Consider the following 21,174-nt stretch of genomic DNA (forward strand, 5'->3'; position numbering starts at 1 on the left):
CGCATGACCGACACCCACTGCCCCTACTGCGCCCTGCAGTGCGCCCAGGTCGTGACGGCCGGCGACCCCGTGTCGGTCGCGGCCCGGGCGTTCCCGACCAACGTCGGCGGCATGTGCCAGAAGGGGTGGACGAGCGCCGACGTGCTGCGGGTGCCCGACCGCATCACGTCGCCGCTGCGACGGGTCGCCGACGGCGGCTTCGAGGAGGTGAGCTGGGAGGTCGCGCTCGACGAGATCGCGGCCCGCGTGCGGGCGATCAGCGAGCAGGACGGATCCGACGCGATCGCGGTGTTCGGCGGCGGCGGGCTGACCAACGAGAAGGCCTACCAGCTCGGCAAGTTCGCGCGGCTGGCGCTGCGCACCCGCCACATCGACTACAACGGACGCTTCTGCATGTCGTCGGCGGCGGCCGCCGCCAACCGCTCGCTCGGCATCGACCGCGGCCTGCCGTTCCCGCTGACCGACGTCGCCGACGCGGACGTCGTGGTGCTGTTCGGCAGCAACCTCGCCGACACCATGCCGCCCGCCGTCCAGCACCTCGGGCCGGTGCGGGAGCGGGGAGGGCTCGTCGTGGTCGACCCGCGCCGCAGCGCCACGGCGCGGCTGACCGACGACGGCGCCGGCGAGCACGTGCAGCTCGTCCCGGGCACCGACCTCGTGCTGGCGCTCGGCCTGCTGCACGTCGTGCTGGCCGAGGGCCTCGCCGACGACGCGTACCTCGCCGCCCGGGTCGACGGGGTCGAGGACGTCCGGCGCAGCGTCGCGGAGTGGTGGCCCGAGCGCGTCGCCGCGACGACCGGGGTGCCGGAGACCCAGCTGCGTCGCATCGCCCGCACGCTGGCGCACGCGAGCCCCCACCGCGGCGGGCGGGGCGCCTTCCTCCTGACCGGACGCGGCTCCGAGCAGCACGCCGACGGCACCGACACCGTCACGGCGGTCATCAACCTGGCGCTGGCCCTGGGCCTCGTCGGCGCCGAGCGAGGCGGCTACGGCGCCATCACGGGTCAGGGCAACGGCCAGGGCGGGCGCGAGCACGGCCAGAAGGCCGACCAGCTGCCCGGGTACCGCATGATCGCCGACCCGGCGGCACGCGAGCACGTCGCGACGGTGTGGGGCGTCGACCCCGACGTGATCCCCGGACCGGGCGTCCCCGCCGTCGAGCTGCTGACGAGCCTGGGGCAGACCGGCGGCCCCCGGGCGCTGTTCGTGCACGGCAGCAACCTCCTGGTCAGCGCGCCCGACGCGGACGTCGTCCGTCGTCGCGTCGAGGCGCTCGACCTGGTCGTGGTGTGCGACTTCGTGCCGTCCGAGACCGCGATGCTGGCCGACTACGTCCTGCCGGTCACGCAGTGGGCCGAGGAGGAGGGCACGATGACGGGTCTCGAGGGACGTGTGCTGCGTCGTCGCCGGGCCGTCGCACCCCCGCCCGGCGTCCGGTCCGAGCTCGAGGTGTTCGCCGAGCTCGCCGCCCGGCTCGACGCACCCCGCACGTGGTCGACCGACCCGCGCGAGGTCTACGACGAGCTGCGGCGCGCGAGCGCGGGCGGCCGGGCCGACTACGCCGGCATCTCGTACGACCGCCTCGACGCGGGGGAGGCGCTCTACTGGCCGTGTCCCGACGAGCAGCACCCCGGCACCCCACGACTGTTCGCCGACGCGTTCCCGACCCCGTCGGGCCGCGCGCGGATGGTGGCGGTGCGGGCCGTCGGCCCCGACGAGCCGTTGCGCGCCGAGGCGCCCGTGTGGCTCGTGACCGGCCGCGTGCTGCAGCACTACCAGTCGGGCGCCCAGACGCGCCGTGTCGCGCGGCTCAACGACTCGATGCCGTGCGCGTACGTCGAGATCAACCCCGTGCTGGCGTCACGGCTCGGGCTGGAGGGCGTCGAGGACGTCCGGATCACCTCGAAGCGCGGCACGATGGTCGCGCAGGCCCGCATCAGCGCCGACATCCGGCCCGACACGGTCTTCGTGCCGTTCCACTTCGCCGGCGACGGCATGGTCAACGCCGTGACGAACGCGGCCACCGACCCGGTCTCCGGCATGCCCGAGTTCAAGGTCTGCGCCGTGCAGGTCGCGAGGGCCGGCGCGTGAGCGGCACGCGGGTCGTCGTGGTCGGCGCCGGCATGGTCGGCAACCGGTTCGCCGACGAGCTGGGCCGTCTCGCGCCGCACGTCGAGGTCGACGTGCTGGGCGACGAGTCGTACGAGCCGTACAACCGCGTCATGCTGACCGAGCTGGTGGCCGGTCGGATCGACCTGGCGGGCCTGACGCTCCCGACCCCCGACAGCGGGCGCGTGCGGGTGCGAGCGGGGGTGCGGGCGCTCGGGATCGACCGGGCGCGACGCACCGTCGTGACCGCCGACGGCGACTTCGACTACGACGTGCTGGTGCTCGCGACAGGGGCGCGCGCCCGTGTCGTGGACGTCGCGGGGCTGCGCGACGGGCTGCCGCGGGGCGTGCACGTGGTGCGCCGGCTCGACGACGCGCGCGACATCACCGCCGCCGCGCTCAACGCGTCCCACGCCGTCGTCGTCGGCGCGGGTCCGCTGGGCCTCGAGACGGCGTGCGCCCTGCGCCACCGCGGCGTCGGCGTCGCGCTCGTCGCCTCGTCGGCCGGCGTGCTGGGACGCGACCTCGACCCCGAGATCGCCCGGGTCGTCGCCGACCACACCGTGACGCTCGGCATCGACGTCGTGACGGGCGCGGCCCTCGCCTCGGTCGGGGTGCGGGAGGGGCGCGTCGACGCCGTGCGCCTCGACGACGGACGCGGCCTGCCGGCCGAGCTGGTCGTGCTGGCCTGCGGATCGGCCCCCGACACGGCGCTGGCCGCCGAGGCCGGCCTCGAGACGAACGTGGGCGTCGTCGTCGACGACGGCCTGCGCACCAGCGACCCGTCCGTGTTCGCGATCGGCGACTGCGCCGAGACGCCTGCCGGCGTCAGCGGCCTCGTCGCGCCCGGGTGGGACCAGGCCCGTGCGCTCGCCCGGAGCATCGCCCGCGGCGAGGAGGTCGGCCTTCCTCCGATCGCGGGGTCCGCGATGCGTCTGAAGGCCGTCGGCATGAGCGTCGTGACGATGGGCGTGCGGTCGTCGACGGCCGGTCCCGACGACCGGGTGGTCTCGCTGTCGGACCGGCGGGCGCACCGGCACGTCGAGCTCGTGACGCGCGGCGACACCCTCGTCGGCGTGACGTGCGTCGGCTCGCCCGACCTCGCGTCGTACCTGTCGACGCAGTTCGACCGCCCCGGCATGCTGCCGGCCGACCCGATGCAGCTGCTGATGGGTGCCTCGACGTCCGGGGCCGCCGAGAGCTCCTCGCCGACCACGATGCCGGCGGCGACGACGGTGTGCCGGTGCAACGGCGTCACGAAGGGCGACCTCGTGCGCGCCTGGGACGCCGGAGCGACGTCGCTCGCGTCGCTGGCGGGCGCGACGCTCGCGACGACGGGCTGCGGCGGCTGCACGCAGCTCGTCTGCGGCATCGTCGACTGGTTGCGGACGACCGATCCCGCACCCGTCTCACACGGGTCCGACGAGGTCCGTGAGACAAACGTTCCGACGAGGTAACACGCGCATCGCCGTCATGACACACGCCGTTCCTACCGTCGGGACATGACGATCGATCAGCACGCCTCGCGAGGCGCCAAGCAGAAGCTCGCCGTCGTCGGAGCGGGCATGGTCGCCCACCGGCTCGTCGAGGCCCTCGTCGAGCGCGGGGCCGACCGGACGTGGGACATCGAGGTGTTCGGCGACGAGACGCGTCCGCCGTACGACCGCGTCGCCCTGACGTCGTTCTTCTCCGACCGCGACCCCGAGGACCTCCTGCTGGGCGACGGCAGCCTGTGGCGCCGTCCCGGCGTGCGCCTGTACCGCGGCTCGGTCGTCAGCCGCATCGACCGCGAGGCCAAGCAGCTGCACGCCCGCGGCACGACGTTCGACTACGACCGGCTCGTGCTGGCCACGGGCTCGTACGCCACGGTGCCACCCGTCGACGGCGCCGACCTGCCGGGCTGCTTCGTGTACCGGACGGTCGACGACGTCGCCGAGCTGCGGCAGTGGGTGCTCGACCGGGAGGCCGCCCTCGGCCGCAAGGTCAGGGGAGCCGTCGTCGGCGGGGGCCTGCTGGGTCTCGAGGCGGCCGGAGCCCTGACGGCGCTCGGCGCCGACACGACGGTCGTCGAGTTCGCCGAGTGGCTCATGCCGCTGCAGGTCGATCGAGCCGGTGGCGGCGCGCTGCGCCGCATCATCGAGCAGCTGGGCGTCTCGGTGCGCACCTCGACGGCGACCTCCAGGCTCAAGGCGGGCCGTGACGGCAAGGTGGCACGCATGCAGTTCGCCGACGGCGAGCGGATCGCCGCCGACGTCGTCGTGTTCGCGACCGGCGTGCGGCCGCGCGACGAGCTGGCCCGGTCGAGCGGGCTCGAGGTGGGGGAGCGGGGCGGCGTGGTGGCCGATCCCGGCTGCCTGACGAGCGACGACTCGATCTTCGCGATCGGCGAGGTCGCGCAGATCGCCGGACGCGTGTGGGGGCTGGTCGGCCCGGGCTACACGATGGCCGAGGTCGTCGCCGACCGCCTGCTCGGCGGTACCGCGACGTTCGACGGAGCCGACCTCTCGACCAAGCTCAAGCTGCTGGGCGTCGACGTCGCGAGCTTCGGCGACGCGTTCGCGGCGACCAGCGGCAGCCTCGAGGTCGTCTACGCCGACCCGACGGCGGGCGTCTACAAGAAGCTCGTCATGAGCGACGACGCGCAGACGCTGCTGGGCGGCATGCTGGTCGGCGACGCCGGCGCGTACACGAACCTGCGGCCCATGGTGGGTCGCGCGCTGGGCAGCGACCCGACGGGTTGGCTCCTGCCCGAGGGCGCGGCGGCGCCGGTGGCGGGCGCGGCGCTGCCCGACGACGTCACCGTCTGCTCGTGCAACAACGTCACGGCCGGTCAGGTCCGCTGCGCCGTCACCAAGCACGGCTGCACCGACCTGACCGGCGTCAAGGCCTGCACCAAGGCCGGCACGAGCTGCGGGTCGTGCGTGTCGCTGGTCAAGAAGCTCGTCGACGTCCAGCTCGCCGAAGCCGGCATCGAGGTCAGTAACGCCTTGTGCGAGCACTTCGCGGTCAGCCGTGCCCAGCTGTTCGACATCGTCCGGGTCAGCGAGATCTCGACGTTCAGCGAGCTCGTCGCCCAGCACGGCACGGGCCAGGGCTGCGACATCTGCCGTCCCGTCGCGGCCTCGATCCTGTCGACCCTGCGCCACGGGCACGTGCTCGACGGCGAGAACGCGGCGCTGCAGGACACCAACGACCACGTCATGGCGAACCTGCAGAAGGACGGCACGTACTCGGTGGTCCCGCGCATCCCCGGCGGCGAGGTGACGCCGGAGGGACTCGTCGCGATCGGGCAGGTCGCAGTCGACTACGGCCTGTACACCAAGATCACGGGCGGTCAGCGCATCGACCTGTTCGGCGCGCGCATCGAGCAGCTGCCCGCGATCTGGAAGCGGCTCGTCGACGCGGGGTTCGAGTCGGGCCAGGCGTACGGCAAGTCGTTGCGCACCGTGAAGTCGTGCGTCGGTCAGTCGTGGTGCCGCTACGGGGTGCAGGACTCCACGACGCTCGCGATCGACCTCGAGCTGCGCTACCGCGGGCTGCGGTCGCCGCACAAGATCAAGCTGGGCGTCTCGGGCTGCGCGCGCGAGTGCGCCGAGGCCCGCGGCAAGGACGTCGGCGTCATCGCGACCGACCGGGGCTGGAACATGTACGTCGGCGGCAACGGGGGGTTCACGCCCCGGCACGCCCAGCTGTTCGCCGAGGACCTGACGACCGACGAGCTGGTCCGGGCCATCGACCGCTTCCTGATGTACTACGTGCGCACCGCCGACCGGCTGCAGCGCACCGCGCCGTGGCTCGAGTCGGTCGAGGGGGGCATCGACGCGGTCCGCGCCGTGGTGCTCGACGACATCCTCGGCATCGGCGCCGACCTCGACGCCGCGATGGCCTCGCACGTCGACGACTACGAGGACGAGTGGGCCGCGACGCTCGCCGACGAGCAGAAGCTGCAGCGGTTCGCGTCGTTCGTGAACGCCCCCGACACGCCGGATCCCGACCTCGCCTATGTTGAGGAGCGCGGCCAGCGACGTCCGGCCGACGAGACGGAGCGTGCCGTGCTGATCGCCGGCGCGAGCATCCCGGTGCGGACCACGACGGAGGTGACGGCATGACGACCACGGCGACCACGACGACGACGGGCTGGACGCGGATCTGCCGGCTCGACGCGCTCGTGCCCGACCGGGGCGCCGCGGCGCTCGTCGACGGCCGCCAGGTCGCGGTGTTCCGGCTCGGCGGGTCCGGCGACGTCCACGCCGTCGACCACCACGACCCGTTCAGCGGCGCCAACGTCATGGCCCGAGGGCTCGTCGGCAGCCGCGGGGGAGTCCCGACGGTCGCGTCGCCGATGCACAAGCAGACGTTCGACCTCGCGACGGGGCACTGCCTCGACGACGCGTCGGTTTCCCTGCGCTCGTGGCCCGTGCGGGTCGTCGACGGCTGGGTCGAGATCGGGAGCGGGACGGCGTGACGGCTCTCGGGCCGGTGCTCGCCGGCACCCGGGTCCTCGTGACGGCACAGCGCCGGGCGTCCGACCTGTCGCTGGCCCTCGGCCGCCGGGGAGCCGAGGTCACGGTGGCGGCGTCGCTCGGCGTCGAGTCGCACATCGACGAGGACACCCTGCTGGCCCAGACCCGCCAGATGATCGCGACGGGCACCGACGTCGTCGTCGTGACGACGGGCATCGGGTTCCGCGGCTGGCTCGACACCGCCGAGGCCGCGGGCATCGGCCACGAGCTGGTCGAGGCGCTGCAGGGCGTGCGCCTCGTGGCCCGAGGGCCCAAGGCGCGCGGTGCCCTGCAGGCCGCGGGCCTGACCCCCGACTGGGTCGCGGAGTCCGAGACCTCGGCCGAGATCGCCGACTTCCTGGTCGCCGAGGGCGTCGACGGCCTGTCGATCGCGGTGCAGCACCACGGGGCCGGCGACGACGGGCTCGAGAAGCGGCTCGCGGCGGCGGGCGGACGTCCGTTCGGCCTGGTCGTCTATCGGTGGGGCCCGCCGCCCGACCCGGCCGCGGTCGAGCGGTCGGTCCGCGACGCGGCGGCCGGAACCTACGACTCGGTCGTGTTCACGTCCGCGCCGGGTGCCTCGGCGTGGTTGTCGGCGGTGCGCGCGAGCGGGGTCGAGGACGACCTCAAGCGTCTCGAGCAGGAGCGACGCCTCGTGCTCGCCGCCGTCGGGCACGTCACGGCCGATCCGTTGAGGAGTGCCGGGTTCGACCCGCTGCTGCCCGAGCGCGCGCGGCTCGGTGCGCTCGTGCGCCTGCTCGTGATGCACCTCGGCGACGCCTCGGTGGGGGTGGCCACGGCGTCCGGCGCCCTGCGGGTGCGGGCGACCGCCGCGACGCTCGACCACGTCGTGCTGCCGGTGTCGCCCAGCGGCATGGCGATCCTGCGGCTGCTGGCCTGCGAGCCGGGTGTCGTCCGCTCGCGCGAGGAGCTCCTGGCCGTCCTGCCGGGCGAGTCGGACGACCCGCACTCGGCCGAGGTCGCCGTCGCACGGCTGCGCGAGGCCGCCGGACGTCCGCTCGTCCAGACCGTCGTCAAGCGCGGCTACCGCCTCGCCGTCAGCGAGGAGGTCACGCCATGACGACCATCGCCCTGGTGGCCACGAGCCACGGGACCGACGTCGCGGCGGCCCAGAGCGCGATCACGGCGCTCGTCGACGCGGTGGGCGAGGCGGCGCCGCACCTCGACGTGCGCGAGGCGTTCGTCGACGTCCAGCTGCCGCGCGTCGACACGGCCCTCGACCTCGTCGACGGCCTGGCGGTCGTCGTCCCGCTCCTGCTCGCGCCCGGCTTCCACGTGCGCGTCGACATCAACGGTGCGGCCCGGCGCGAGTGGGTCGTCGCGGCGGGCACGCTCGGCGCCGACGACCGCCTGACGGACGTCATGCTGCGTCGCCTGGCGCAGGTCGGGGCCACGCGCGACGACGTCGTCCTGCTCGGCTCGGCCGGCTCGACCGACGCCGACGCCCTGCGCAGCATCGACCAGGCGGCCGAGAAGCTCGCCGCCGCCTGGGGCGCCCCGGTGGCGGTCGGCCACGTCGGCGGCTCGGGCACGCCCATGGCCGACGTCGTCCGCGCGGCCACCCGCGAACGGCCCGGGCGGAGGGTCGTCATCGTCTCGTACCTCATGGCGCCGGGCTTCTTCCAGGGCCGCATGCAACGGTGCGGGGCCGACCTGGTGACGGGGCCCCTGCTCGACGGGGGGCCGGTGGCCGACGAGCTCGTCTCGCTCGTCCTCGACCGGTTCGCCGAGGCGGCCGAGGGCCTCGACTGGTCGGCCGGCGGACCGCCACGCGCGTCCGCGGGCCCAGTTGTAACCAAATCCGGCACCTGAGTTAACGACCTCGAAACAGCGCTCGGTGAGGCTGGAGGTGCTGGTGGGGAGACACCGGTCCGACGGTCGAGGGGGTGCACATGCTGGTCGATGTGACCCCGACGGCCGCGGCCCGATCGGACGCCGTTCACGCAACGGCGCCGCACCTCGGGCGACCGGTCGCCACCAGCGGGGTGCGAGCTGCCGGCGGAACCAACGGGGGTGTTCCGTCGGCAGCTGCGCATCCGTGCGGCACGGTGACCACCGCGGACGTCTCGGGTTCCGCGGTCGGCCGGCTGCGGGGGAGCGTGTGAATCGCCGACTCGTCCTGTGCGCCCACGGCTCGCAGGATCCCCGCGGGCGCTCGGCGCTCGCGGGGCTCGTCAACGCCGTGCGGCGCGAGGCGAGCGACCTCGACGTCGTCGACGCGTTCGTCGACGTCCAGGAGCCCGGCATCGCCGAGGTGATCGGCGAGACCGCGGGCCCGCGCGCCGTCGTGCCGCTGATGCTGGCCTACGACCGTCCCGTCGGGGTCACGATCGTCCAGGCCTCGCACCTCGATCCCGCGGTCGCCGTGACGGCACCGCTCGGACCGGACTGGGTGCTCGCCGAGGTCGGCGTGCGACGGCTCTTCGAGGCCGGTGCCCGCTCGGACGACACGATCGTCCTCGCGGCCGACCTCGCGACCGACGCCCGCGCGATCTCCGACGTCGGCAAGGCCGCGCGGCTGCTCAGCGCCGTCTGGGGCGGGCGGGTGCACGTCGGGACGCTGGGGGGCCCCGACACGCCCCTGGCCGATGCGGTCGACGTGGCCAGGGCGTACGGGCGACGCGTCGTGGTGTCGAGCTACGTCCTCACGCGCGGTGCCGCCCACGACCGCATGGTCGACGCGGGAGCCGACGTCGTCACCGCCCCGCTGCTCGACGCGGGCCCGGCCGATCCGCGCCTGGTCTCGCTCGTGCTGGCCCGGGCGCGCTCGCGGGGCGGCTGGACGTCCGCCGATCCCGCGCCGCGCAGCCGACTCGCCAGCTCCTGAGCCCGGGAGCGTCCAGCGGCCGGCTGGAACCCGTTCCGCGTGCCTGCGGCGCAACCTTCGACCTGTGCTTTACCCTTTGGACCATGGCGACCCGAACGACTTCCCCGCCGCGCAAGCGGCCGTCCGGCAGCCAGGCCCGCAAGAAGCCGACCACGAGCAAGCGCAAGCCGCAGGCCCGCAAGCCTGCCGCCCGCAAGCCCGCGGCCAAGACCGGGCCTGGTCCCTTTGCCGTTGTCCTCACCGCGCTCCTGCGCGCCTCGACCGCCCTGTGGCTCGGCCTGGCCGGCATGGTCGGTGCCGTCGCGCGCAGCATCGGGCACGGCGCGCGCGACCTCGATCCCGAGCAGCGGCGTGACGGCATCGGCTTCGCCCTGCTCGCCCTCGGCATCGTCGCGGCGGGCTCGGTGTGGTCCGACATGCCCGGCGCGATCGGCAACGTCGTGCGCGACGTCACCGGCAGCGCCGTGGGCCTGCTGGCCTGGGCCGTCCCGATCCTGCTGATCGTCGTCGCGTGGCGCACCCTGCGCCACCCCGACCGCAACGGCCCCGTCGGCCGTCAGGTCATCGGGTGGGGAGCCATGAGCGGAGGCATCCTCGGTCTCGTCCACATCGCCCACGGCGTGCCGCGTCCGAGCGACCCCGACCCCGACGCGATGCGCGAGGCCGGTGGAGCCATCGGCTTCCTGTTCTCCGCGATCCCGATGGACCTGCTCAAGAGCGGCTACGTCGTCTCGCCGATCCTCGTGCTGGTCGTGGCCTTCGGCGTGCTGGTGGTCACCAACACCCCCGTCTACGCCGTGCCCGACCGCCTGCGCGAGCTGCGCGACCTCGCCGTGGGGCGCAAGGCCGACGCCGAGGAGTCCGAGCCGGCCGCCGAGCCCGCCAAGCGTCGTCACCCGCGCACGACGCCCGACGAGCCCTACGACAACCCGCTGGTCGACGGCCCGGACGACGTGCGGGCCGAGCCCGCGCCCGCCCGCGTCTTCGAGCCCGAGCCGGTCGCTCCATTCGTGCCCGACCTCGACGCCTACGACGACGAGCCGGAGCCCGAGGCCGAGGTCGAGCTGCCCCCCATGGAACCGATCCCGGCGCGTGCCGAGCAGCTGGCCCTGTCGGGCGACGTCGTCTACTCCCTGCCCGACAGCACGATGCTGCGCGAGGGCTCGCCGCACAAGGCGCGCTCCAAGGCGTCCGACGACGTCGTCGCGCGCCTCACCGAGGTGCTCGAGCAGTTCCAGATCGACGCCGCCGTGACGGGCTACACGCGCGGCCCGACCGTCACCCGCTACGAGGTCGAGCTCGGCCCCGCGGTCAAGGTCGAGAAGGTCACGGCGCTGAGCAAGAACATCGCGTACGCCGTGGCGTCCAACGAGGTGCGGATCCTCAGCCCGATCCCCGGCAAGTCGGCGATCGGCGTCGAGATCCCCAACGTCGACAAGGAGATGGTCTCGCTCGGCGACGTCCTGCGCTCCGCCAAGGCCCGCAGCGACCACCACCCCATGGTCATCGGCCTCGGCAAGGACGTCGAGGGCGGCTACGTCGTGGCCAACCTCGCCAAGATGCCCCACCTGCTGGTCGCCGGCGCGACGGGCTCGGGCAAGTCGAGCTTCGTCAACTCGATGATCTCGTCGATCCTGATGCGCTCGACCCCCGAGGAGGTGCGCATGATCATGGTCGACCCGAAGCGGGTCGAGCTGACGGCGTACGAGGGCGTCCCGCACCTGATCACGCCGATCATCACCAACCCCAAGAAGGCTGCCGAGGCGCTGCAGTGGGTCGTGCGCGAGATGGACATGCGCTACGACGACCTCGCGAACTTCGGCTACCGCCACATCGACGACTTCAACAAGGCCGTGCGCGCCGGCAAGGTGCAGCTGCCGCCGATGAGCGAGCGCGTGCTGGCGCCGTACCCGTACCTGCTGGTCGTGGTCGACGAGCTCGCCGACCTCATGATGGTCGCTCCACGCGACGTCGAGGACTCGATCGTCCGCATCACGCAGCTCGCGCGAGCCGCCGGCATTCACCTGATCCTCGCGACGCAGCGGCCGTCCGTCGACGTCGTGACGGGCCTGATCAAGGCCAACGTCCCGAGCCGTCTGGCGTTCGCGACGTCGTCGCTGGCCGACAGCCGCGTCATCCTCGACCAGCCGGGTGCCGAGAAGCTCGTCGGACAGGGCGACGGACTGTTCCTGCCGATGGGCCAGAACAAGGCGATGCGCATGCAGGGTGCGTGGGTCACCGAGGCCGAGATCCAGACGATCGTCGAGCACTGCAAGACGCAGCTGCAGCCGACGTACCGCGAGGACGTCACCGCCGTCGCGGCCACCAAGCGCGAGATCGACGACGACATCGGCGACGACATGGACCTCGTGCTGCAGGCCATCGAGCTGTGCGTCACGACCCAGTTCGGCTCGACCTCGATGCTGCAGCGCAAGCTGCGCGTCGGCTTCGCGAAGGCCGGACGCCTCATGGACATCCTGGAGAGCCGCGGCATCGTCGGCCCGAGCGAGGGCTCGAAGGCACGTGACGTGCTGATCAAGCCCGACGAGCTCGAGCAGTGCCTCGCGACGATCCAGGTCGGCTGATGATCGACGACGCGTTCGAGATCCGCCGCCGCACCGGGCTGTACCTGTTGCTGGTGCTCCTGTGCCTGGCGCTGGCGGCGGGCTTCGGATGGGTCGCGTACGACCGCCAGCAGCCGCTCCTCGCGGTGCCTGCCGTCGTGCTGGTGCTGGTCGCGGGCACCCACGCCCGCGGTCTGCGCGACGCCCGCACGCCCCTGTTCGTCGCGGACGACCACGGCGTGCGCCTGCGCTCCGACCACGGCTGGGTCGGTCTGCTGTGGAGCGAGCTCGGCGAGATCAAGGTCGAGGCCCGCGAGGGCGTGCGCCACGACCCCCGGATCAAGGTCGTGAGCACCGACGGGCTGCGCTTCTACACCTCGCCGCTGGGCCTCGCCACGAACGTCTCGCCGGGCGAGGCGGAGATCCAGTTGGCGCGCCGCCGTGAGGCTGCCGCATACTGAGGAGTCGTTCCAGCCGCGCCGAGGAGAGGTACTCATGGACGGGGCAACCCAGCCGAGCAACCTGAACATCGCGAACGCCCTGACGCTCGTGCGGATCGTGGGCGTGCCGTTCTTCGGATGGCTGCTGCTGACGCACGACGGCGAGTCGATCGGATTCCGCGTCGCCGCGTGGGTCGCGTTCGCACTGCTGATGATCACCGACCGCATCGACGGCGACCTGGCCCGCAAGTACGACCTGGTCACCGACTTCGGCAAGCTCGCCGACCCGATCGCCGACAAGGCGCTGACCGGCATGGCGTTCGTCGGCCTGTCGATCATCTTCTCCGACGAGTCGTACGGATGGCTGTTCTGGACCATCACGATCGTGGTGCTGGTGCGCGAGTGGGGCATCACCGTCATGCGGTTCTTCATCAAGAAGTACGGCGTGATGCCCGCGAGCCAGGGCGGCAAGATCAAGACGGCGCTGCAGGCGCTCGCGATCGGCGGGTTCGTCCTGCCGTTCGAGATCTGGAACAACCCGCTGACCGACCTGCTGCTGTTCGTCTCGTGGGTCGCCATGGCGGCGGCGGTCGCCGTCACGGTCGTGACGGGCGTCATGTACGTCCGCGACGCCCGGGTCATCCGCCGCGAGGCCAAGGCCGCCGCGCACCCATGACGACGGCCGGCGACGCGGTCGAGGCGCTCCGCGCCGCGGGTGCCACGGTCGCGACGGCCGAGTCGCTGACGGGCGGGCTCGTCTGCGCGACGCTGGTCGGCGTTCCCGGGGCGTCCGACGTGGTCCGCGGGGGAGTCGCCGCGTACGCGGCCGACGTCAAGACGTCCGCGCTGGGCGTGCCGGCCGCGCTGATCGCCGAGCGCGGCACGGTCGACGCCGACGTGGCGGCCGCGATGGCCGCCGGAGTCCGCGACCGGCTGGGCGCGACGTACGGCGTCTCGACGACCGGGGTGGCCGGTCCGGGCCCCGCCGAGGGCAAGCCCGCCGGCACCGTGCACGTCGCCGTGGCCGGTCCCGCGGGCGTCCGGACGCGGCTCCTCGAGCTGGCGGGCGACCGGGCCGAGATCCGCGCGGGGACGGTCGATGCGCTGCTGTCGTGGCTGGTCGCTACGCTGGGGGAAGAATCTCGGCACGTCCGGGGTTGAGCACTACATGGCAGCGATGGACGGAGGCGCCCGATGACCGCGATGCGACAGCTCGTCGGTGAGGTGCTCCGCGCGCGCCGGATCGCCCAGGGCCTGACCCTGCGCGACGTCTCGGGCAAGGCCCGGGTGTCGCTGGGCTACATCTCCGAGGTCGAGCGCGGCCAGAAGGAGGCGAGCTCCGAGCTGCTGGCGGCCCTCGCCGGTGCGCTCGACGTCCCCCTCTCCAAGGTCCTGCTCGACGTCAGCGCGATGCTCGAGCTCGAGGAGGCGTCGGTCGACCAGATCGCCAGCATCTCCTCGATCGCCCCCGACGTCTCGGTCTCGGCTGCCTGAGGGCCCGCCGCGCCCCGTCCCCTCGGGTGGGCGCGAGACGCGACGGTCGGCCTGCCGGCCGGCTCAGTCGTGGTGCGTCGCGTTGGCGTCGATCACCGCCCGCAGCCAGGCCGCCAGACCGGGTGCCAGCTCCTCGTACGGGCGGGCGTACCGCTCGTCGTCGGTGTAGAGCGACGCGACCTGCCGGTGCATCGCGTGGTCGGCGTCGTAGTACGTCCGCAGGCTCGCTAGGTGCTCCTCGGCGAGCCGGTCGGCCTCGTCGCTGCCGGGCGCCACACCCGCCGCGAACGCAGCGGCCAGGCGGGCGTTGAAGGCGTCGGTGTCGGCCTTGATGCGGCGCCAGTCGTCCGGCGTGAACGCCGCCGTGCGCTCCTGCGACTGGCGCCACGCCTCGGTGTCTCCCCACCGCTGCTCGGCCTCGACCTCGTACGCGGGGTCGTAGTCGGCGCCGAAGATCTCCAGCTTCTGCTCGGCCGTGAGCTCGTTCCCGTTCATGTGTGCACTCATCTCCTTCTCCAGGGCTGCGACCATCACCCGGATGCGCGCCAGACGGTCCGTCAGCAGACCGTGCTGTCGCCGCAGCTGCCCGACGTGATCGTCCGACTCGTCGAGCAGCGTCGCGATGGTCTCGAGGTCGAAGTCCAGGTCGCGGTAGTACAGGATGCGCGTCAGGCGGTCCAGGTCGTCCCGCGTGTACAGCCGGTAGCCGGCCGACGTCCGCGCACTCGGCGCGAGCAGCCCGACCGACTCGTAGTGGTGCAGCGTGCGCACCGTGGTGCCCGACAGCCGCGCCACGTCGCCGATCAGGTACTCGTGATCGGTCCTGTGCATGACACTCCCTGGTCTCGGTCCTCGGGCCGACGGGGTGTCGGCCACGGTCGACGGTGCCGCCTCACGCTACGTCAGGGTCAAGTCCGTCGGGACCGGCCCGGCATACTGGTTCGGTGAGGCACAGCGAGTTCTGGGACCTGATGGACCGGCACCTCGGTCGCGGATACGCGCGGGTGTGGGCCGACAGCCACGTCATGAGCGTCCTGGGCGGGCGCACCGCGGTCGAGGCGCTCGACGCCGGTGAGGACCCGAAGGTCGTCTGGCGCGCCGTGCACGCGACGCAGGGCCTGCCCGCCTCCGACCGCTGACCCCCGGGCCCGCGAGTGGTGCGCCGTGGACTTTTCGGGACGGCGTGTCCGACCGGATCGCACCGCTCGAGGACGCGAATGCACCACTCGGCGTGTCGGCGATTCGTCGAACACCTGTTCGTATAGGCTCGTGCACAGGTTGGACGCGAGAAGGACGGCATCCACAGACGGGTCGACGAGGCCCACTTCTGTCTGAGGGTCCTTCTAGCGTCGTCGATGACCGGCCACCCACCAGCAGAAACGGATCCACCATGGCTCAGCCCAACAGCTCCATCGCCACGAGCAAGGACAAAGGCAAGTCCCTCGAGAACGCGATGGCCCAGATCGACCGCGCCCACGGCAAGGGTGCCGTCATGCGACTGGGCGACCAGGCCCGCGCCCCGATCGAGGTCATCCCGACGGGCGCCACGACGCTCGACATCGCGCTCGGCATCGGCGGTCTGCCGCGTGGCCGCGTCGTCGAGATCTACGGTCCGGAGTCCTCCGGAAAGACGACCGTGGCCCTGCACGCGGTGGCCAACGCCCAGCGCGCCGGCGGCGTCGCGGCGTTCATCGACGCCGAGCACGCCCTCGACCCCGACTACGCCCGCAAGCTCGGCGTCGACACCGACGCCCTGCTGATCTCGCAGCCCGACAGCGGCGAGCAGGCGCTCGAGATCGCCGACATGCTGATCCGCTCCGGCGCCCTCGACATCATCGTGATCGACTCGGTCGCGGCGCTCGTGCCCCGCGCCGAGATCGACGGCGAGATGGGCGACAGCCACGTCGGCCTGCAGGCCCGCCTCATGAGCCAGGCGCTGCGCAAGATGACCGGTGCCATCAACGGCTCGGGCACGACCGCGATCTTCATCAACCAGCTGCGCGAGAAGATCGGCGTCATGTTCGGCTCGCCCGAGACCACGACGGGCGGAAAGGCGCTCAAGTTCTACGCCTCGGTCCGCCTCGACGTGCGCCGCATCGAGACGCTCAAGGACGGCACCGACATGGTCGGCAACCGCACCCGCGTCAAGGTCGTCAAGAACAAGCTCGCCCCGCCGTTCAAGCAGGCCGAGTTCGACATCATGTACGGCCAGGGCATCAGCCGCGAGGGCAGCCTGATCGACGTCGGTGTCGACATCGGCTTGGTCCGCAAGGCCGGTGCCTGGTACACCTACGACGGCGACCAGCTCGGCCAGGGCAAGGAGAAGTCGCGGCAGTTCCTCAAGGACAACCCCGACCTCGCCGAAGAGCTCGAGAAGCGGATCATGGAGGCCAAGGGCATCGGCCCGCAGGCCGACAAGCCGGCGCTCGAGGTCGCGCCCGAGCCCGATCTGCCCGCCACCGAGTTCTGATCTGGCGGTCCTGATCCATGGCGCGCACGCCCGTCGACGAGATGACCCCCGAGGAGCTGGCCGGCTTCGCCAAGGAGGTCGTCATCCGCAAGCTCAGCGAGCGTGCGCACAGCCGCAGCGACCTCGCTCAGGCACTTGCCAAGAAGCAGGTGCCTGAGGGGGTCGTCGAGGCGACGCTGGCCAAGTTCGAGGTGGCCGGCCTGATCGACGACGAGGAGTTCGCCCGCTCGTGGGTGCAGGCGCGGCAGCGCGGCAAGGGGCTCAGCGCGCGCGCCCTGGCCAACGAGCTGCGCACCAAGGGCGTCGACGACGAGATCTCCAAGGAGGTCATCGGCGAGCTCGACCCCGCCGACGAGCTCGCGGCGGCCCATCGTCTGGTCCGCACCAAGCTGCGGTCGATGAGCCGGTTCGACGACACGACCAAGACCCGCCGGCTCGTCGGCATGCTGGCGCGCAAGGGGTACCCCTCGCAGCTCGCGTTCCAGGTCGTCCGTGACGAGCTCGGTGCCGAGATCGAGCCGCTCGAGAGCATGTGAGATCTCCTGGCGCTGCTCACAGCGAGTCGCGGGTGCGATCGATCGCGGTGGCCTCGGCGTCGAAGAACGTCAGGCCCCACTCGGCCACCCGCGCGGCGTAGGCGACCGACTCCCGGTCGCCCAGCATCGCGCGCACGGCTTCGAGCTCCTGACGTCGCTCCGACAGTGCCTGCTCGTAGCGGTCGAGCATGTCCCTGACCGCGTCGGTGCCCATCATCGCGCCGAGCATCAGGCGCAGGGCGACGGGATGCTTGAGCACCGGGAAGTCGTCCGTCGGGTCCCGCAGCCACGCGTCGAGTGCCTCCCGCCCGGCGGGCGTGATGCGAAAGCGCCGGGTCGTCCGACGGCCGTCGACGTCCTCGTCGACGCTGACGCAGGAGTGCGACCTCAGTCGCTCGAGCTCGGTGTAGATCTGGCTCATGGCCGGCGAGACCCAGTAGAAGCGCAGGGTGAAGTCGGCACGTTGCTTGAGCTCGTAGCCGGTGAGCCCGTCCTGGTTCTCGCTGTCGATGACCAGGAGGCTCAGCAGGGCGTACGACGTCATTGACAGAGGGGAAGCCACGGTCCTAGCGTACTGTTCCTAATCGGAATATCGGAGGCGATGGCCGTGAGCGACGCGATCCTGCTGGCCGGCACGCGCAAGGGCCTGTTCATCGGCCGCTCGGACGAACGACGCGAGCAGTGGAGCTGGGACGCCCCGGTGTTCCCGATGGAGGAGGTCTACTCCGTCGCGATCGACGAGCGCGGGCCCGTCCCACGGCTCCTGGCGGGGTCGACGAGCATGCACTACGGCCCCCAGGTCGTGCGCTCCGACGACCTGGGGCGCACCTGGGACCGGTCGCACGCCGGCACTGTTCGCTTCCCCGAGGGGCTCGGCGCCTCGGTCGAGCGGGTCTGGCAGCTGGCCCCGTCGCCTGCCGACGGCGACGTCGTGTGGGCCGGCACCCAGCCGTCGGCGCTGTTCCGTTCGGGCGACCGGGGCGAGACGTTCGCGCTCGTGCGCAGCCTCTGGGACCACCCTCACCGGCCCGAGTGGGGCGAGGGCTTCGGCGGCCAGGCGATCCACACGATCGTGCCGCACCCCACCGACCCGGACGTCGTGACGATCGCGATGTCCACCGGCGGCGTGTACCGGTCGAGCGACGGTGGAGCGACCTGGGCGCCGCACAACCGGGGCATCACGACGGAGTTCCTGCCGGGGGAGGCCCCGGAGTTCGGTCAGTGCGTCCACAAGGTCGCGGTCGACGCCGCCGATCCCGACCGCCTGTACGCGCAGAACCACGGCGGCGTGTTCCGGTCCGACGACGCCGGCCGCAGCTGGACGTCGATCAGCGCCGGGCTGCCCGCCGACTTCGGGTTCCCGATCGTGGCGCACCCCCGCCGCGGCGGCACGGTCTACGTCTACCCGCTCGTCGGCGGTGACGAACGGTTCCCGCCGCAGGGGCACCCGGCCGTGTGGCGCTCGCAGGACGCGGGCGAGACGTGGCACGAGCTGGCCTCGGGGCTGCCGGCCGAGGCGTGGACCGCGGTGCTGCGCGACGGCTTCGGCACCGACCGCGGCGAGCCGGTCGGCCTGCACGTCGGCACACGGCACGGCGCGATCTGGTCGAGCAACGACGAGGGCGAGAGCTGGCGGGAGATCCGCACCAACCTGCCGGACGTCCTGTGCGTTCGCGCGGCAGTGGTCTGACGGCCGGAGTTACTCGCCGGTAGCATGGCGGCATGTCCTCGACTCTCGCGCTGTACAAGAAGGTCACCGCCCTGCCGCAGGGCAAGCGACTCTTCTCCGTCCTCTACGGGCAGAAGGCCCCGTACTTCGCCTCGATCCACATGACGGTCGAGGACATGAAGCCCCACCTCGGACGGGTCGTGATCCCCAAGCGACGGTCGGTGCAGAACCACATCGGCACGGTCCACGCGATCGCGGCGTGCAACGGGCTCGAGGCCGCGATGGGTCTGCTGGCCGAGGCCACGTGCCCGCCCGACATGCGCTGGCTGCCCAAGGGCATGGACGTGCAGTATCTCGCGAAGTCGACGACGTCGCTGACGTGCACCGCGGAGACCACCGAGGCCGACTGGGCGGGTGCTCCCGACGTCCCCGTGACGGTCAAGGCCGTCACGAAGGACGGAACCGTGACGGTCGCGGGCACGATCCACCTGTGGGTCGTGCCGAGGAAGTAGTCGCCGGTCGGCGTCAGCGGGTCGGGTCGAGCAGCACCTTGGCCTGCGACGTCCGGCCCGAGTCGAGCTCGTCCATCATGGCGGCCAGCCCGTCGAGTCCGATCGTGTCGGTGTGCAGCGAGTCGACCTGCACCGATCCGCCGGCGATCGAGCGCATCGCGCCGACGAAGTCGTCGTGCGTGTAGGCCAGCGAGCCGATGACGGTGAGCTCGCGCACCTGCCAGTCGCCGTAGCTGACGGTCGAGTCGGTCATCGGGAAGCCGAGCAGCGACAGCGTCCCGCCGCGGCGCACCATCTCCGACGAGGGCTGCAGCAGTGCGGCCGCTCCCGTGCACTCGTAGAGGACGTCGGCGCCGAGCCCGCTCGTGACGTCCTCGATCCACGTCGTCGCGGTGTCGCCGGGCGCGACGACGTCGGTGAAGCCGAGGGCGGTGGCCGCGGCCCGGCGCTCCTCGTTGGGCTCGATGACGAGCAGTCGTCCGGCGCCGGCGTGGCGGGCGTGCTGGGCGGCGAGCAGCCCGATGGGCCCGGCTCCCTGCACGACGACGACGGCACCGAGGGGCTGGCGGGTGCGGCGGACGGCGTGGAACGTCACGGCCGTGGGCTCGACGATCGCGGCCTGGACGTCGGTGAGTCCGTCGAGGACAGGCATGACGCGACGTGCCGACACGACGAGCGACGCCGCGAAGCCGCCGTGGGCGGGGGAGTCGGGGGTGACGCCGTTGGCCTCGGCGAACGCGGTGTCGCAGTGGTCGGCGTGACCGGCCAGACACATCGCGCACGTGCCGCACGCCGGTCCGACGCAGGCGATGACGCGCTGGCCGACGGCGACCGACGTGACGTCCGCCGCGGCGCGCGCGATCGTCCCGGTCCACTCGTGCCCGAACGTCGCGGGCGGGATCTGACCGCCCGACGTGTAGTTGTGGGTGTCGGTCGCGCAGATGCCGCACAGCGTGATGGTGACCTCGACCTGCCCCGGTGCGAGCTCCTCGGGGGGCGTCTCGCGGTCGAGGACGAGTGAGCTGGGCGCGTCGATGCGGGCGTAGGTGGTCATGCCTCCACCGGACCCAGTGGTTGAATTTCGAACTACATGAGCGGTGGTCACGATGTGTGCGCCCCCCGGGTGACGCCCCTCGGGGCTGGCAGGATGTGCGCCATGTCCGTCCTGACCGCGCAGCGCCCGCCCGCGGTCGAAGACCGCCGCGAGCGCCGGGCGATCGGCTGGCTCACGCTGGGCCTGCTGCTCGGACCGATCGGCCTGACGGTCGGGTGGTACCACGTGCTCACGGCACCGCGGTGGTCGTGGCGCGACAAGCTCGTGGCGGCCCTCCTGCCGTTGCCGCTCGCCGGCGCGCGGCTGGCGATGCGAGCAGAGCTCGACGTGCCCAAGTGCCGCCAGTCGGCCGACGGATCCGTGGCGTGCACCGACCCACCGCTGTCGACGATCCTCGGGTGGGTCGTCCCCATCGTGATGCTGGTCGTGCTGGCGGTGATGATCCGGCACCTGAGGCGGTCGGCGCGACGGCTCGAGACGCACCCGGTGACGTCCGCAGCGGCGGCACTGGCGCTGGCCATCGTGACGGCGTGGTGCGCGCCCGTCGTCGTCGACACCGTCGAGGACACCTGGTCCCACCGTCAGCAGGACGCGGTGCTCGACGCGGCGGCGGACGCCGACCGGGCGGGGGAGGCATACACCGTGATCGGCGAGGACGCGCAGAGCGACTGGACGTCCGACGTCGCGCGCCCCGACGAGCGCGAGGCCGAACGGCTGGTCGGCGCCGGCAACCGCCGCTTCGACCGGCTGTTCGAGGAGCTCGCGGACGAGACCGACGAGGACGGCGAGTCGAGCATCTCCGCCGCCGGTCGCCGCAGGTGCCACGTCTTCCCGGTCGTGCCCAGCGGGGATGCAGGCGACGTCCAGGACGTGACGGCCCTCGTGCGGCTCTGCTACGGCGCGGTCGAGGGATCGGCGTCCCTGACGCTCGACGCCCCGCGGTGATCCGATGCGTGGAACCTGAATTCGGTGCGAC

At 72.6% G+C, this 21,174-nt stretch carries 21 protein-coding genes; 18 read left to right on the forward strand and 3 right to left on the reverse strand.

Annotation, left to right across the window (positions count from 1 at the left end; translation table 11 throughout):
• Positions 1–3 precede the first annotated feature (3 nt).
• The 12 genes from IFT73_RS03765 to IFT73_RS03820 all read left to right on the forward strand — a co-directional run bounded on the left by IFT73_RS03765 (position 4) and on the right by IFT73_RS03820 (position 13,957).
• Complete coding sequence (locus tag IFT73_RS03765) at positions 4–2,091, forward strand: molybdopterin oxidoreductase family protein (RefSeq protein ID WP_192166434.1); 2,088 nt, start codon at positions 4–6, stop codon at positions 2,089–2,091.
• The gene (locus IFT73_RS03770; RefSeq protein WP_197983479.1) at positions 2,088–3,566 is read left to right on the forward strand and encodes an FAD-dependent oxidoreductase; all 1,479 of its coding nucleotides are present in this window, start codon (positions 2,088–2,090) and stop codon (positions 3,564–3,566) included. The genes IFT73_RS03765 and IFT73_RS03770 overlap by 4 nt, the downstream gene beginning before the upstream one ends.
• 45 nt (positions 3,567–3,611) lie before the next feature.
• A complete protein-coding gene (nirB, locus tag IFT73_RS03775; protein WP_192166435.1) occupies positions 3,612–6,218 on the forward strand; it encodes a nitrite reductase large subunit NirB in 2,607 nt (868 codons plus the stop codon).
• Positions 6,215–6,574: a nitrite reductase small subunit NirD gene (nirD, locus tag IFT73_RS03780; RefSeq protein WP_192166436.1), complete on the forward strand. Its 360-nt coding sequence runs from the start codon at positions 6,215–6,217 to the stop codon at positions 6,572–6,574. The genes nirB and nirD overlap by 4 nt, the downstream gene beginning before the upstream one ends.
• Positions 6,571–7,692, forward strand: a complete 1,122-nt coding sequence (locus tag IFT73_RS03785; RefSeq protein WP_250183591.1) for a uroporphyrinogen-III synthase — start codon at positions 6,571–6,573, stop codon at positions 7,690–7,692. Before nirD ends, IFT73_RS03785 begins: the two co-directional genes overlap by 4 nt.
• Positions 7,689–8,444, forward strand: a complete 756-nt coding sequence (locus tag IFT73_RS03790) for a sirohydrochlorin chelatase (protein ID WP_192166437.1) — start codon at positions 7,689–7,691, stop codon at positions 8,442–8,444. Before IFT73_RS03785 ends, IFT73_RS03790 begins: the two co-directional genes overlap by 4 nt.
• Positions 8,445–8,733: 289 nt before the next feature.
• Positions 8,734–9,459 carry a CbiX/SirB N-terminal domain-containing protein gene (locus IFT73_RS03795; protein WP_192166438.1) on the forward strand — a complete coding sequence of 242 codons (726 nt, stop codon included), beginning with the start codon at positions 8,734–8,736 and terminating at the stop codon, positions 9,457–9,459.
• Positions 9,460–9,542: 83 nt separating this feature from the next.
• Entirely contained in the window at positions 9,543–12,044 is a 2,502-nt protein-coding gene (locus IFT73_RS03800; protein WP_192166439.1) for a DNA translocase FtsK, read from the forward strand.
• Entirely contained in the window at positions 12,044–12,484 is a 441-nt protein-coding gene (locus IFT73_RS03805; RefSeq protein ID WP_192166440.1) for a hypothetical protein, read from the forward strand. Before IFT73_RS03800 ends, IFT73_RS03805 begins: the two co-directional genes overlap by 1 nt.
• Before the next feature lie 34 nt (positions 12,485–12,518).
• Positions 12,519–13,139, forward strand: a complete 621-nt coding sequence (locus tag IFT73_RS03810) for a CDP-alcohol phosphatidyltransferase family protein (RefSeq protein WP_192166441.1) — start codon at positions 12,519–12,521, stop codon at positions 13,137–13,139.
• Positions 13,136–13,624 (forward strand): CinA family protein, encoded by a 489-nt coding sequence (locus tag IFT73_RS03815; protein ID WP_192166442.1) that lies wholly within the window; start codon positions 13,136–13,138, stop codon positions 13,622–13,624. Before IFT73_RS03810 ends, IFT73_RS03815 begins: the two co-directional genes overlap by 4 nt.
• 33 nt (positions 13,625–13,657) lie before the next feature.
• Complete coding sequence (locus IFT73_RS03820) at positions 13,658–13,957, forward strand: helix-turn-helix domain-containing protein (protein ID WP_056607837.1); 300 nt, start codon at positions 13,658–13,660, stop codon at positions 13,955–13,957.
• 63 nt (positions 13,958–14,020) lie between these two features.
• On the opposite strand, the gene IFT73_RS03825 is transcribed toward IFT73_RS03820, so the two are convergent.
• Positions 14,021–14,788: a MerR family transcriptional regulator gene (locus IFT73_RS03825; protein WP_192166443.1), complete on the reverse strand. Its 768-nt coding sequence runs from the start codon at positions 14,786–14,788 to the stop codon at positions 14,021–14,023.
• Positions 14,789–14,901: 113 nt separating this feature from the next.
• On the opposite strand from IFT73_RS03825, the gene IFT73_RS03830 reads away from it, so the two are divergent.
• The 3 genes from IFT73_RS03830 (at position 14,902) to IFT73_RS03840 (ending at position 16,963) form a co-directional block, all read left to right on the forward strand.
• Positions 14,902–15,096 (forward strand): DUF3046 domain-containing protein, encoded by a 195-nt coding sequence (locus tag IFT73_RS03830; RefSeq protein ID WP_192166444.1) that lies wholly within the window; start codon positions 14,902–14,904, stop codon positions 15,094–15,096.
• A gap of 251 nt (positions 15,097–15,347) precedes the next feature.
• Complete coding sequence (recA, locus tag IFT73_RS03835) at positions 15,348–16,427, forward strand: recombinase RecA (protein ID WP_056607843.1); 1,080 nt, start codon at positions 15,348–15,350, stop codon at positions 16,425–16,427.
• 17 nt (positions 16,428–16,444) lie between these two features.
• Positions 16,445–16,963: a regulatory protein RecX gene (locus IFT73_RS03840; protein WP_192166445.1), complete on the forward strand. Its 519-nt coding sequence runs from the start codon at positions 16,445–16,447 to the stop codon at positions 16,961–16,963.
• 16 nt (positions 16,964–16,979) lie between these two features.
• Here IFT73_RS03840 and IFT73_RS03845 read toward each other — a convergent pair whose 3' ends face one another.
• Positions 16,980–17,525 carry a PadR family transcriptional regulator gene (locus IFT73_RS03845; RefSeq protein WP_192166446.1) on the reverse strand — a complete coding sequence of 182 codons (546 nt, stop codon included), beginning with the start codon at positions 17,523–17,525 and terminating at the stop codon, positions 16,980–16,982.
• A 39-nt stretch (positions 17,526–17,564) separates the two neighbouring features.
• Between IFT73_RS03845 and IFT73_RS03850 the strand changes: the two genes are divergently transcribed.
• Entirely contained in the window at positions 17,565–18,653 is a 1,089-nt protein-coding gene (locus IFT73_RS03850; protein ID WP_197983480.1) for a sialidase family protein, read from the forward strand.
• A 32-nt stretch (positions 18,654–18,685) separates the two neighbouring features.
• Positions 18,686–19,144 carry a hotdog fold domain-containing protein gene (locus IFT73_RS03855; protein ID WP_192166448.1) on the forward strand — a complete coding sequence of 153 codons (459 nt, stop codon included), beginning with the start codon at positions 18,686–18,688 and terminating at the stop codon, positions 19,142–19,144.
• A 13-nt stretch (positions 19,145–19,157) separates the two neighbouring features.
• Here IFT73_RS03855 and IFT73_RS03860 read toward each other — a convergent pair whose 3' ends face one another.
• The gene (locus tag IFT73_RS03860) at positions 19,158–20,198 is read right to left on the reverse strand and encodes a zinc-binding dehydrogenase (RefSeq protein ID WP_192166449.1); all 1,041 of its coding nucleotides are present in this window, start codon (positions 20,196–20,198) and stop codon (positions 19,158–19,160) included.
• 102 nt (positions 20,199–20,300) lie between these two features.
• Between IFT73_RS03860 and IFT73_RS03865 the strand changes: the two genes are divergently transcribed.
• Positions 20,301–21,143: a hypothetical protein gene (locus IFT73_RS03865; RefSeq protein ID WP_192166450.1), complete on the forward strand. Its 843-nt coding sequence runs from the start codon at positions 20,301–20,303 to the stop codon at positions 21,141–21,143.
• Positions 21,144–21,174: the final 31 nt, after the last annotated feature.

Origin of the sequence: Aeromicrobium sp. CFBP 8757, assembly GCF_014841755.1 — a bacterium.
Taxonomy (GTDB): domain Bacteria; phylum Actinomycetota; class Actinomycetes; order Propionibacteriales; family Nocardioidaceae; genus Aeromicrobium.